The 13,401-nt window shown below is 58.3% G+C and carries 8 protein-coding genes; 7 read left to right on the top strand and 1 reads right to left on the bottom strand.

The window, feature by feature from the left end:
• Window positions 1-10 precede the first annotated feature (10 nt).
• Both KF841_10435 and KF841_10430 read left to right on the top strand, forming a co-directional pair.
• On the top strand, window positions 11-2,425 hold the full coding sequence (locus KF841_10435; protein ID MBX3395773.1) for a glycosyltransferase family 39 protein: 2,415 nt from the start codon (window positions 11-13) through the stop codon (window positions 2,423-2,425).
• A 280-nt stretch (window positions 2,426-2,705) separates the two neighbouring features.
• Window positions 2,706-2,852: a hypothetical protein gene (locus KF841_10430; GenBank protein ID MBX3395772.1), complete on the top strand. Its 147-nt coding sequence runs from the start codon at window positions 2,706-2,708 to the stop codon at window positions 2,850-2,852.
• A 19-nt stretch (window positions 2,853-2,871) separates the two neighbouring features.
• Here KF841_10430 and KF841_10425 read toward each other — a convergent pair whose 3' ends face one another.
• Complete coding sequence (locus KF841_10425) at window positions 2,872-3,984, bottom strand: DegT/DnrJ/EryC1/StrS family aminotransferase (protein ID MBX3395771.1); 1,113 nt, start codon at window positions 3,982-3,984, stop codon at window positions 2,872-2,874.
• Between the two features lie 532 nt (window positions 3,985-4,516).
• Between KF841_10425 and KF841_10420 the strand changes: the two genes are divergently transcribed.
• The 5 genes from KF841_10420 to KF841_10400 all read left to right on the top strand — a co-directional run bounded on the left by KF841_10420 (window position 4,517) and on the right by KF841_10400 (window position 13,389).
• Window positions 4,517-5,575, top strand: a complete 1,059-nt coding sequence (locus KF841_10420; protein MBX3395770.1) for a HEAT repeat domain-containing protein — start codon at window positions 4,517-4,519, stop codon at window positions 5,573-5,575.
• Window positions 5,575-6,633, top strand: coding sequence for a Rieske 2Fe-2S domain-containing protein (locus KF841_10415; GenBank protein ID MBX3395769.1), 1,059 nt, complete (start codon window positions 5,575-5,577; stop codon window positions 6,631-6,633). The genes KF841_10420 and KF841_10415 overlap by 1 nt, the downstream gene beginning before the upstream one ends.
• A 117-nt stretch (window positions 6,634-6,750) precedes the next feature.
• Window positions 6,751-7,536 (top strand): cytochrome b N-terminal domain-containing protein, encoded by a 786-nt coding sequence (locus KF841_10410; protein MBX3395768.1) that lies wholly within the window; start codon window positions 6,751-6,753, stop codon window positions 7,534-7,536.
• Window positions 7,537-7,953: 417 nt separating this feature from the next.
• Entirely contained in the window at window positions 7,954-8,784 is an 831-nt protein-coding gene (locus KF841_10405) for a cytochrome C (protein ID MBX3395767.1), read from the top strand.
• 33 nt (window positions 8,785-8,817) lie between these two features.
• Window positions 8,818-13,389: a c-type cytochrome gene (locus tag KF841_10400; GenBank protein MBX3395766.1), complete on the top strand. Its 4,572-nt coding sequence runs from the start codon at window positions 8,818-8,820 to the stop codon at window positions 13,387-13,389.
• Window positions 13,390-13,401: the final 12 nt, after the last annotated feature.

Below are 13,401 nucleotides of genomic sequence, written 5' to 3'. Positions count from 1 at the left end.
AACAGCCTCGATGTCGACGATTGCGATTCCGAGCAAGTCTGCGGGCGTCAATGCGGAGGCCACGGCATGGAAGGATGGGGGTTTCAGGCCGGTCACATGCCTTGCCGGCATTCTGATCCTGTCCTGCGTGATCGACCTCTTCTTCTTTACGGGCTTCTACTCGAGTGATGACATCAGCTATTACGAGTTTGCACGCTATTGGTGGCGCTACGACACGTATCCGTCAGCGGGCGGAAATCTCATTGGTGGCCTTCGGCTGCCGATTATCCTTTGGAACCGAATCGCCATTTCCCTGCTCGGTCCGAATCCGCAAGCCGTGGCAGCGACCTACATTCTGATTCATCAGGCGCTGACGATTGTGACATTCGCATTGGCCGTGCGGTTATTCGATCGGCGGACGGCGCTGTTGGCGGCGTACCTATCCGCCTTGTCGCCCCCGCTGATTCAAATGAGCACCACGATATTGCCGGATATTCCCATGGCCTTCTTTGTCGCGCTGTCGCTATACGCTTTTTTCCAAGCTTACGACCGTCGAGATGGTCATGCGGCGCGCCCTTTGTTTCTGTGGATGCTTGTCTGCGGCGTGTCAGTCGGAGGCGCGTACCTGATCAAGGAATCAGGGCTGATACTACTGCCGTTTTACTTTGTGATGTGGCTGGTTTTCAGTCGAGGGCGACACGTCTTTACCGCGATTCAGATCGGATTTGCCTTTCTGCTCGGTATGGTGCTGGCGTTCGCGATCGAAACCGCGTTTTTCTCCACAGTTTTCGGCAAGCTGTTTTTCCGCCTGGCCTGGACGGTTGAAGACCTGGATCCCTCCGTGCGCAGCCATGTCTCAGCGTACGGCATTGATCCCCTCACCCGATTCGAATGGGCGCAGCGTCGAATGAATGAGTACTACGGATATCTGCCGACTTTCTTCAAGTGGTTCCTCGTTGCGATCTTGGCGCTCTATCCGTTCCTCAAGAATGCACGATGGCCGATTGCCGCCATGCTGCTCTGGCAGTTCGGATTTCTGACATGGGGCACGATGCGCTGGTCAGAGTACTTTCCGCCGAGCATTCAATCACGCTATTACGTCGCCGCTCTTCCTTTTGCGATCATCATGGTTTCTTTTGTTGCGTGTCGGATGCTCGCACTGATCGATCGCGTCCGCATCGCGAAGCTCAGGCGATTATTGCTTGGTCTGATGGCAGGCATCCTGATCGCTTCGCCGCTGCCCGGGCTGTCCGTTGCAAACGAAATGGCTGGAAGAGCATATCGCGCGTCAACCATCGGGAACGCGGCGGCGGCATTGAGCTTCGCGCTGAGTCAGAACGACGGGCCGATTGTACTCTCGTCTTATCTTCGTCATCGCATGAAATATGTCTATCAAGACATGAATGCTCCGTGGATCATGAACGCGAACCTGATTGACGAGGGCCAACTCACATCGATGCTCAGCGCCGGCCCGTTTTATTATGTCGAGGCGGCGCGACAGCCGTTCGCGCCGCGGACGCTCATTGATCAGCTGCTAAATCACCTCATTGTCGGTCAACTTGTGCTGCCGCGCCCGACTCCTCCGCCGACCAGCATGCCTTTTGACGATCCGATTCTCGGTGCTGATGAAGGCGATGCGGACGGGGGGGGACCAGATCAGGTAATATGCTGGTCCGCCGATCACGGGTCGCTCGGAACTTTCCGCATTGGCGACCTACAGGCAGATGTTCAGCACGTTGGTTGGTTCAATCCGCTGAAGACGCGCACGGCAACGCTGGGCCTCGTGGTGGGCCACTCCATCGTCTCGGATTCGCTCGTTGAAAAGCGGATAGGCACGCATTCCGTTCGGCTGGTCAAAGTGGTTCCGCGCAGGCTGGTACCGGCGTGGCGCGCGGTCGGGACGCCGGCGGGGCATGCCCATCCTGAATCATCGAGCGATATCCGTGCCGATCTGCGTGCGGTGGAGTATGACCTCTCTTCATCGTTGCAGAACTGGGGCTTGTCGAGGAGGACTGCGTCGTCCCGGGGAATCGAGAACGAGCCCGAATTGAAACCGACGACGCGATTGATTGGCCGGGCGGATGCCGGCCCAAACATACTGCTTGTCCTGTCGAAGGGTGAATATGAATGGCTCACACTGGGCGGCGAGTGGAAGCCAGATCGTTTGCCGCTTCGGCCGAATCGACGATACGAGTTCACGATCGAGACCGAATCTGAAGGCACGGCCGCAGCCGACGTGCGGCTTGAGGTATTCTCCGATCCGACCGTCCGGCAACTCCTCCTGCAGAAGACGATCGCGCTGCGTCCGGGCGCGGCGCGCTTCGCCCTTCAGACCGGGCCGGCGCCTGCATTCTTCCGAACGTCGTTCAAATTGACCGGAAAAGGGCAATTCCGAATCAATCGTTTTCTGATCGATTCCCTCGAAGAGCCCGGACGGCCAGATTAGCCCTTCGTGGTTCCGATTTCTCCATTGCCCGGGTGACATGCTCAGAAACGGCCCCGGCCTAATTCAATCCGGGATGCCGTACTTAAGAATCGTGGGGCCGAAGAATGGGGACCGGGGCCGCCCCTTCCCGGAAATCGGAAACTGCGTCAAGAATTCCTAAATTTCCACAAAGAATTATGAAATGTCGGGGCAGATTCCCGCATCCAACGGGTACTTCCGTCCGGTCGCGGCCGGCTGTCGTGTCGCGAATTGATGTACGCGGATAGGAGGATGCGGAATCATGCGGCGAATCCTGGGGCAGTTTTCGGCAGTCATTGTTGGTTGCGTGACGGCCTGTATCTTCTGGTTTGCAACGGCCAGCCACGAGGAAAATGTCTCCTCCCTCGTCGGTGATGTCGCTCAAATTGCGATGGTCGCCAGTCGCTGAATCGCTTCGAGCCGATCAGCTACAGCAGGGTTCGCATGGTCTCGCAGACTCGATCGACGTCGGATGCGGTGAGATGCCCGTGGAATGGCAGGGCGATCGTTCTTGCAGCGACTCGTTCACACTCGGGGAAGTCGCCTTGCTTGTAGCCAAAATCGTCGCGGTAGAACCGTTGGAGGTGGATTGGAGCAAAGTAGTTTGAGCAGCCGATGCCGCGGTCCCTCAATGCATGAATGATGGAATTGCGTCGTTCTTCGGTGTAATCGTCGGCGAGTTTCACAACGAATACAAACCAGCTGATCTCGCAATCGTCCGGCACGCGCTGCATGGAGATGCGGGATTCGTCGGCCAGCCGCTCGCGATACCATGCGGCGACGCGGGCCCGCTTCGCGAGGATTTCGTCAATCCGTCTCATCTGAGCGGCGCCGATCGCACAAGCGATGTCGCTGAGCCGGTAGTTGTGCCCAAGTCTTTCATGCGCGAGCCAGCCCATGCCGGCGTCGCGGCCCTGATTTCGCATTGATTGGCAAAGCCGGGCGATTTCATCGTCGTTTGTGACAATCATCCCGCCTTCACCGGTGGTAATCTGCTTGTTCGGGTAGAAACCAAATACGCCGGCATCGCCGAAGCTGCCGAGCATTTTGCCTTTGTATCTGGCTCCCAGCGCTTCACAGGAGTCTTCGACTACCCGGAGTCGGTGCCGCGCAGCGATTTTGAGGATTTCGTCGAGATCGGGCGCGACGCCGAATACATCCACCGGGATAATCGCGCGGGTTTTGGAGGTGACGGCCGCCTCGATTCGCGCCGCGTCGATGTTCCATGTTTCCGGATCGATATCGACCAAAACCGGCTTGGCCCGCTCGAACATTGCGCAGTTTGTCGAGGCAACAAAGGAGAACGGCGTGCTGATTACTTCGTCGCCCGGCTGGACGCCGACCGCTCGCATGAGCAGGTGAAGGCCGCATGTGCCGTTAGTGACCGCCACGGCATGTTTGGTGCCTACATATGCCGCGACGGCACTCTCGAATTCCGTCACCTTCGGCCCCAAGGACAGGCGGCCGCTGCGAAGGACCGCGGCGACCGCTTGAATTTCCGCGTCAGTGATGTCGGGGGAGGACAAATCGATGGGCTGCATGAACGACCTCAATTCAGGGAGTTGTTCGCCGGTGTCCCCGTTCGAACTTTCGCAGCGATCAACAGGTTTCATTGTAATCGAAACGAATGATGACAACAGGCGACCGGAATTCCGACATGCTTCGCCGGAGCGGCCCGCCTCTGAGCAATCGGGCAGCTTGTTTTGATAATCAAGGTACGAATCGTGCGGGTATTCAGTGCGCGGAGGATCGAGTCGTGATGTTCGGTCGGCCTTCCGGGATGCGGTCATCCGAAGATTCATCGCTGACGTTTTTCGCTTGACACCCCCAGCGCCGGATCGAATAATCCTGATGGTTATGGGAGCAGGGCTCCGGCTTGTCGGTCCTGGCGGTGCTCGCTAGACTGCAAGGTTTGGAACGGCGGCGAGGTTCGCCGTATTTATTTGTCCGAGATCGTGAAAGAAATCACGAACTTCGCGTGGCTGGATTTACATTGCGGTCAGCCTGTTTTCGATGTCGCAACATTCGGAATCACATGTAAACTCTGCTGATTCGGAGAGCTACGGATCCTCGATGGAGGGCGTTCGTCCGGTTTCGTCGAGCGCGCCGCCGTCCGTGGCGACGCTTGCCGGCAAGCTCTTTGTCGTGCCGGCGATCGTGGTGTGTCTCATGCTCGGAGCAGCGGTTCTGGTCGTGATGTTCGGCACGTCGAGCATTGATCAGCCGGCGACGGTGAGCGAACTGATGCGCGTGATCGAGGCCGACAGCGGCGATCGCGAAGGCCTGATGCTCCTGCCGGCTGCGAAGGAGTCCTGGCAGGCGGCACAGGAACTCGCGAATCGGTTTGAACGGCGCGATTTCAAGGACGAGGCTGAGGCGGAAGCCGCGGCCGATCGAGTGATTGCGGCTTTGAAGTCTTTTTCAATCGCTGCCCCGGCGACGGCTGTGACTGAGAAAGAGCGAAAAGGCGAGAAGCGGGATCATTTCCTTATTCTCGCCCTGGCCCGGCTTCAGACGCCGAAGGCCGTGCCGGCGATTGTGGAACTTCTGCGGCATTCGAACGCCACGACTCGCCGGGTGGCGCTGCAAGCGCTCTCGATGATGGACAAACTGCCGGCGGCTCGGGCGTCGATCGATCAGGTGTATCCGCTGCTGCGGGATCCGGATGTCGCGGTGCGGATTGTGTCGTGTCTGACCGTAGCCTCTCTTGCGGACCGCGGCGCAGACCGGCCGATTCGAGAGGTGGCAACGCTGCTGGAAGGAGACCGCGAGGAACAGTGGAACGCGGCGGCCGCACTGGCCAAGCTTGGCAGTCCGCGCGGCAAGCTGATCCTGATGAATATGCTGGATCGCGGTTTCTGGGAACGGCTCGACCTGGATTACGTGGAGGGCGGCGGCCGGGTGTTGCGACGGCTTTCAGCAAGCGAAGTGAATGACCGATTGTGCGGAGCAATCTTGTCCGCCTCGTATCTTGGCGATTCGGACGTGCAGTCGCTGATTCAGAAGTTACGCGATCAGGATTCCGCGATTCAGGTTCGGGAGGCGGCTCGAATGGTGCTTGAGAAGAATGCCAATGGCGAAAGTCGGCGGTCGGCGGTGACGCGCGTCGCCCGCATCGGCGAGGGGTGTTGATGGCCACGAAGCAACTCGTCACGAAGGTGTGGATTGCCCCGGGCTGCATTGTATGCGATGCGTGCGAGACCACCGCGCCAGACGTCTTTGAAGTCCAGCACGAAAACAACACCTGCATCATTCGCCCGGCGGCGCTGGAAGTTGAATTCACCAAGCCGCGCAGCGAGCTGATCGTACAGGCTGCGGAAGAGTGCCCGGTCGATGTGATCAAATTCGAGACCGTTGCGGTCGAAGTGGCGGATGATGCGCCGGGGGCACCGGCGCCAACGGCCGGCAAGCCCGCGCAGCCGGCTGAAGCCGGACATGCGCCTGCGGCCGCGGCCAAGCCTGCTGCGAAGGTTGCGGCACCGCCCAAGCCAAAGGTGGTCGATCCGGCCATTCAGGCTCTGCTTGCGGCGACGACGGTTCGCGGCGGACATGCCGTGATTCATTCGGGAACGAAGGATGCGCCCGATGGCGTGAAGCAACTCGCCAAACTGCCGATCGACCAGTTGCCCCCGGATGCGCGGCAACAGCGGATGCTCGAGAAGTCGAAGCCGCAAAAGCCGGAAGGCGAGCCGACCCGACGCGATATCATGGTCGCCGCAGGTTGGGCGTCGATGCTTGTGGTGGGTGGCGGCAGCACGCTCGAGTTTGCCCGTTTCATGGCACCGAACGTTCTGGAAGTGCCGGATCCGAAGGTGCGCTGCGGCGCACTCTCGAAGTACTTGGCGATGGCTCCCGGAGATGTTAACGAGGATTTCAAGCCGGAGAAACCCAGCGGCTTCTGGATTGTTCGGGAAGAGGATCGAATCGTTGCCATGTCGATCATCTGCACGCACCTCGGTTGCATTCCTTCATGGCTGCCGAACGATCGAAAGTTCAAGTGCCCGTGTCATGGCAGCGGCTTCAAGGCGAACGGCGTCAACTTCGAGGGCCCTGCTCCGCGACCGCTGGAGCGATTCAAGATCTATGTCGACGGCGACGAAGTGATCGTCGATCGATCGAAGAAATTCCTCGCGATGGGCCCCAATGACCTCGCGGTATGGAATGATCCGGAGGCGTACATTCCCGCATAGCGACAGGATTCAGCACGGGGCGGCCGGTTGGGAGTCAACTTGGCCGCGGCGCAGGCACAACACCCGGCCTCGGTCACGGCGTTGACGAGTTCCGGCCATTGTTACTGGAAGCGATTGATGAGTCTGTTTAACTCAGTCGGTGAATACATACGGGGGAGCCAGATCTGGGGCTCCATTTTCCGCCACGGCATTCCGCGCGATCGTCGCACCCGCGCGATGGCCATTCTCAGCAACGTATTTCTGCACCTGCATCCGGTGGCGGTTCGCAAGAGCGGTATTCGTCTGTCCTTCACCTGGTGTATGGGCGGACTGACGTTCTTCCTGTTTCTGGCGGAGACGATCACGGGCGTTCTATTGATGTTCTACTACCGCCCGGTGGTTGAGTACGCCTATTCGGATATTCTCGAGCTGCGAGCCACGGTGACGCTCGGATTGCTTCGCGAGATTCATCGCTGGGGCGCGCATGCGATGGTCATCGCAATCTGGCTGCACATGCTGCGCGTCTTTCTGACCGGTAGCTACAAACCGCCCCGTGAATTCAACTGGGGTGTCGGGGTGGTGTTGCTGGTCCTTACGCTCCTGCTCTCATTCACGGGCTATCTGCTTCCGTGGGATCAGTTGGCGATCTGGGCCATTACGGTTGGTTCCAACATGGCTCGCGCGCATCCGTTTCTTGGTCATGAAGGTCCGGGGTCATCGCTCCTGATGATCGGGGATATTCCCCTGATTCATGCGGGCTCCGACGCAAGATTTCTGCTGCTCGGCGGCACGTCGGTGGGCCCCGGCGCGCTGCTCCGATTCTATGTTCTGCATTGCATCTTTATTCCGCTGGTCGTTGCCGTGCTGATTGCTGTGCACTTCTGGCGAATCCGGAAGGATGGAGGCATCTCCGGACCGCTGTAGTGCATGGCACAGGCGACCTTCGCGCGACGTGACGCGGAGCGAGTTTCCCAGGCTTTCGGAACGAGTCAACCTGTGATGAGAATGAATCTCCATAACCTGCTGGCGGCGACGAACGAGGGCGGACTCGGCGAGCTCATCAAGCGAAAGCTTAACGAGTGGAGCGATCCGAAGTACTTCGTTACCGCCACCATCGTCCTGCTCATCATCTCGCTGGTCGCCTATCGGCGATGGACCCGGCCACGGGTCGCCGCGATGATCGGCCTTTTTTGTGTGGCGTTCTATGTCTGGAGCGCTTTCGACGAGAATTTCGCCAAGATCATTACGAAGCCGGACAACGTGCCCATCACGATCATGCTGGTCGCGACGGCGCTCGTGACGTGGGTCGGCTTCCGCCAGGCGGCAATCAACGATGAGCGGATGGAGCGGGGTGAACCGCTCATCGAAAGCGGCGCGGATGACAAGGTTCTGGTCTGGCCGGACCTCGTCTATACCGAATTGATCTGCATGATCCTGTGCAGTGTGCTGCTGGTCGTATGGGCGATCATTCTGAAAGCGCCGCTCGAACCGGCCGCGAATCCGACCAATATTCCGAACCCTTCCAAGGCGCCGTGGTACTTTCTCGGCCTGCAGGAACTGCTGGTCTATTTCGATCCGTGGATCGCCGGCGTTCTTCTGCCGCTCCTGATTATCTTCGGGTTGGTCGCGCTACCTTATATCGACAAGAACCCGCGAGGCAACGGCTACTACACGTTCAAGGAACGCAAGTTTGTCATCTCGATGTTCATGTTCGGCTGGGCGATCATGTGGATCGTTCTCATTGTGCTCGGCACGTTTCTCCGGGGGCCGAACTGGAACATCTTCGGTCCTTATGAAACATGGGATCCGCATCGACCGGCCGCGCTGCTGAACGTGAATGTCTCGGACTTGTTCTGGGTGGTTCTGCCGTCGTGGCTTGACGTGAGCTGGTGGAAGCCGGGCCTGCCGACGGAGTCTTTCCTCGGCATACCCGGTTACCTGGTGCGCGAGGCGCCGGGATGGGTGCTTCTCGGGACCTATTTCTTCGTGCTCCCCGGACTTCTGGCTGCCACATTCTTCAAGAAGATCTATCGCGACATCGGATTCATCCGATTCAGCGTGTTCTGGATTCTGATGAGTTGGATGTTCATCGTCCCGATAAAAATGGTTTTGCGCTGGGGCTTCAATTTGAAGTACTTCCTCGCTCAGACGGAGTGGTTCTTCAACGTTTGAGGACTCGGCGGCTCGCATACGGAAATCGCGCACATGCCCGTTACGACTGACACGCTCTGGAATATCAGGCGACTCAATGTATGGTTCGGTGTCGCATCTCTGATCGCGCTGATCTCGTTCGCATGGATGATGTGGCACGACTACAAGCGTCCGTGGCGCGACATCCAAGTTGAGTACAGCAACGTCCGCTCCGCGCTGGCCCATTTTACGGCGCTTTCCTACCAGACCGACGAAGCCCGGGCGCGACGCCAGCAACTCGAAAAGGCCGTCGCCGATGCGGAGGCCGAACTGGCGGCACCCGAACTCAAGGCGCGAATCAGCGAACTCGAAGGCAGTGCACGCGAGCTGGAGGGCCGACTCCAGGGCGTTTCGCTGACCTATGGAAATCGCAACGCCGAACTCGGCGTGACTGCGTTTCTGCTTGAAGAAAAGAAAATGGTGTACGGGCAGTCCCATCCGGAAACCCGGAAGGTCGCTGACCAATATGAGCGGGAAATCAACGCCATTCAGTCGCTGAAAGCCGAGAAGGACAAGCTGGAAGATGCGCTTCGCGAAAAGCACACTGAACTGAAGTCCATTCACGCGAAGCTCACGGCCGCGAAACGCGCGCTCGGTTCCGACCAGAAGGGTGAAGCGGACGCGAAATATCGCGACAAGATGTTCGGCCCGGGCGTCATTCGTACGCTGCTCAATCTGCCGATTCTGGATGCCTTCCCAACGAAGGACACGCCGGGTCGTGAAGAGATTAAACAGGTCTTCATGCCCGACATTCGCGTCAATTACAACTTCACCGATTCGCACGCGACCGATCGCTGCATAACCTGTCACTTCGCGATCGACGATCCGACTTTCAGCAAGGAAAACTACATCAAACAGGCGGAAGACGCGCTCAAGTCTTCGATCGTCGCGGAGAATCTTCGCGACAAGAATGAAGCGATGGTGGCGACGTTGGCCGTTCGACTGGCGGATGTCAAACCTCCACCCCCGGAAGTGGATGCGAACAAGTTTGTCAACGCATTTGTCAATGCCGCAAATATTTTTCTTGAAGAAACGAATCGTCCGTTAATTCCAGCCGCGGAAATTCAAGCCGCTTTCACAACTGAAGCGCCCGATCGGGGCAGGGTTCAGTCCGAGATCGAAAAGGCATTTCGCCGGATTCTCGCGGCGGCGCGGCCTGAATTGAAGTCCGGCAACAGTTCGCGGACTCTGAGCTATGGCGAAATGACGCCCCGGCAGCAGGATGATTACTTCAAGAGTCTGACGGCCGCGATGAATCTTTACCTCTCCAAGGCCGTGGACGGCCGGCGTCCACCCGCTGAGTTCCAGCCGGTATTGGCGGCGCATCCACGATTGGACCTGTTCGTGTCGCCCAATTCGCCGCACCCGATGAAGAAAATGGGCTGCACAGTCTGCCACGAGGGCTCCGGTCGCGATACGGATTTCATCCTCGCGGCGCATATGCCCGCGAATTCCGCTCAGAAGAAGGAATGGGCGAAGAAGTATTATGTCAAGGAACTGGGCCTTCCGCTTTCGACATTCCACATCGTGGAGGAATTCTGGGAACGGCCGATGTTGCTGTCGAAGTATACCTCCGCCAGTTGTGTAAAGTGCCATGATCAGGTGTATGACCTTGAACGGCACGAGACCGAACCGCTGCAAGATGCATCCAATGTCGTCAAGGGTCGCGACCTGTTCACGCGGGTCGGCTGCATTAACTGTCACAACGTCGAGGGCTTGTCTGAGTCTCGGCGCGTCGGGACGGACTTGACGCATGTCGGCAGCAAACTTTCGACGGGATTCATCGAGCGATGGGTCGATTATCCGAATAATTTCCGCCCGTCGACGCGAATGCCGCATTTCTTCCATCAGGAGAATAATACCCAGTCGAGCGCCAACGCCGATTTCGACCCGCATCCGGAGTTGCGAACCGAGACCGAAATCAAGGCGATGGCCCACTACCTGAAAGTGTTCTCGAAGCCGTTCGACGCCTTGCCTTTGCCGGATGGGGTCGAAGGGGATCCCGCCCGTGGTGAGGAGTTGCTCACGTCGATCGGCTGTCTCGCTTGTCACGTCGATCTGGAAGCGAAGGATTCCGCCGATTCCGAAGGCCGAACCATCGGCGAGAATTGGATCGTCACGGACATCGCCATGGCGGAAGCCGAGAAACAAGCGGCCGGCATGATATCGCAGGGGCGTGAGCCCAGCGTCGAAGAGAAGCAGGGCTTCATCGATGCGGCCATGGCAGAAGCGAAGGCCGCGTTCGAACGGATGTCCAAGAATGACCGCGCGCGGTATGCCTCCCGTCGATTTGACCGGCACCGCCGCGACAAGGCCCGACTGGCGGCAAAGACGGAACTGTTCCTGGCGGACAATGAATCGCGCGATCCTGATCCTTTCAAGACGTATGTTCCGCCGGAATTCACCCGTCATGGTCCTGAACTTTCCGGCTTGGGCACAAAGCTGGTCAACGATCCGAACGATGCTGCGCAGGTGGAACGGGGCAAGACCTGGCTCTACAACTGGCTGTCAGACCCGCGGCATTATTCGTCCTACACCGTGATGCCCCGGATGTTCCGGGACAATTACTACCAGGATCTACCGCCCGCGGAGCAGAAGAAACGCAACGATCAGGACATCATGGATGTCGTTGCCTATCTGCTGTCATTGCGCAACGACGACTTCAAGACCGAGCCGTTTGCGATGACGCCTGAACATGAGGCGGAAATGAATCGCCTCATCCTGATGCTACTCTCGGGTCAGAACACCGAAGCCGTATCGAATCGAATTCTGTCCGACGAGAAGGCGGACCCGTCCGACGAGTTTGGGCCGCTCACGCGCGCGATCGTCGCTCAGACGGCCTCGTCGTTTGGGGTCGGCGAGGAAGGACGGCGTCGCGTGGCGCACCTTATCGACTCGCAGGCGGGTTCGCTCCGGGAGCGACAGCAGCTCTATTTCGGCATGAAAATGATCAGCCACTACGGCTGCTACGCATGCCACACCATCGCCGGCTTCGAAGATGCCACACGCCCCGGCACTGAATTGTCGACCTGGGCGCAGAAGTTCATCAGTCAGCTCGACTTTGCGTTCTTCTCCCCTGTGTTCGAACACGATCACGAACTGAAGCCCGAGGTGTTTGGCAATCTCTACTTGAGCACCACATCACAGGACAAGGTCGAATTCTCGCACCTGATTCGCGACATCGGCGAGACGGCGGACGATCTGCTCAGTGGATCTGCCGGCGCGATTCCGACGAGCGGAAATATCCCTCAGCAGATTGTTCACAACCATGCCGCGTTCGCCTATCACAAGCTTCGCAATCCTCGCATCTGGGATCGTGAAAAGATCAAGAAGCCCTATGAAAAACTTAAGATGCCGAACTACTTCTTCACTGAGGCCGAGGCTCGGGCGCTCACGACTTATGTGCTGAGTCGGCGCGATCCGGACGTTCGTCCTGCCGTGAAGATTGCGTATGATGGCACGCCGGTCGGTCGAATTGCTCGCGGCCGGGAACTGGCGCACGAATTGAACTGCATCGGCTGCCACACGATCGAAGCCGATCAGGAAGCCACGATTCATCAGTACTACTCCGAGGATCCGGGCCTCAGCGACAGCATCAGGTACAGCGTCCGCTTCCGGCCGCCGCTGCTCTGGGGCGAGGGTGCGAAGGTTCAATACGACTGGCTGTTCCGGTTTCTTAACAATGTCGAGATGCTTCGTCCGTGGTTGATTGCCCGCATGCCAAGCTTCCACCTTACGACGGAGGAAGCGACGACGCTGGTCGAGTATTTTGCCGGTCTGAGCGAATCCGAGGCCGATCTGCTTCGAGGCAGGATCAAGCCGATTGCACGTTATCTCCGGGATGTCCACTCAGGCGGGGCGGCATCGACGATGAATCCGCACTGGTTTGAAGAGGACAAGTTTGCGGAGTCTGCTCGATTTCTCAAGAGCTACGCGGTTCGGCACAAGCAGTCCAATCCGTTTGAGTTCGTCACATCGCCGGACGACGACGCAGATCAGGTGGCGCAGACGCTCGACGATGCTTTCAAGAAGGCAATCGGACGCGCCGATTTCCTTGCCGAGCTGTTCGGAGTTCAGTACCCATACAATGATCTCCGGTCGCACACGATCAGCGACGAGCGATTCAAGCTCGGTGAGCAGTTCTTTTACGACCAGAAATGTCTGGCCTGTCACGTGGGTGGAGACCCGACTGTCCCGGGCACGACCACCGAGATCAAGGCGCCGAACTTCGCGCTGTCCTACAGGCGATTGCGCTATGATTGGATTGTGAAGTGGCTGCAGGATCCGCAATCCATTCAGCCCGGAGCCAACATGCCGCAGATCTTCCAGGGCGGCAATGCGTACGCTTCGCTCCCTGAGGAAATACGCACAGAGAAGGAAAAGCTCTTCGGCAAGTCGATCGAGGATCAGGCACATCTGCTCGTGGATTTCCTTTTCGCGCTGGGTGAACGGAAATACACGGCGATTCAGCCGGGCGCTGCGGAAAAAGGCACGGAATCGACCGACCAGTCGGACATGGAGTTTGATTTCGATTCAGGGGGTTCCGAGAAAAAAGATCAGGATGTCGAATTCGACTTCGATCGTTAATGATCTGCTGAA

The sequence above is a fragment of the Phycisphaerae bacterium genome (assembly GCA_019636475.1).
GTDB lineage: Bacteria > Planctomycetota > Phycisphaerae > UBA1845 > UTPLA1 > JADJRI01.
This window is presented reverse-complemented; position numbering and strand designations above follow the sequence as displayed.

Coding starts and splice junctions, on each gene's coding strand:
- KF841_10400 (MBX3395766.1), top strand. CDS start 8,818: ATGCCCGTTACGACTGACACGCTCTGGAATATCAGGCGACTCAATGTA.
- KF841_10420 (MBX3395770.1), top strand. CDS start 4,517: ATGGAGGGCGTTCGTCCGGTTTCGTCGAGCGCGCCGCCGTCCGTGGCG.
- KF841_10430 (MBX3395772.1), top strand. CDS start 2,706: ATGCGGCGAATCCTGGGGCAGTTTTCGGCAGTCATTGTTGGTTGCGTG.
- KF841_10435 (MBX3395773.1), top strand. CDS start 11: ATGTCGACGATTGCGATTCCGAGCAAGTCTGCGGGCGTCAATGCGGAG.
- KF841_10405 (MBX3395767.1), top strand. CDS start 7,954: ATGGAGCGGGGTGAACCGCTCATCGAAAGCGGCGCGGATGACAAGGTT.
- KF841_10415 (MBX3395769.1), top strand. CDS start 5,575: ATGGCCACGAAGCAACTCGTCACGAAGGTGTGGATTGCCCCGGGCTGC.
- KF841_10425 (MBX3395771.1), bottom strand. CDS start 3,984: ATGCAGCCCATCGATTTGTCCTCCCCCGACATCACTGACGCGGAAATT.
- KF841_10410 (MBX3395768.1), top strand. CDS start 6,751: ATGAGTCTGTTTAACTCAGTCGGTGAATACATACGGGGGAGCCAGATC.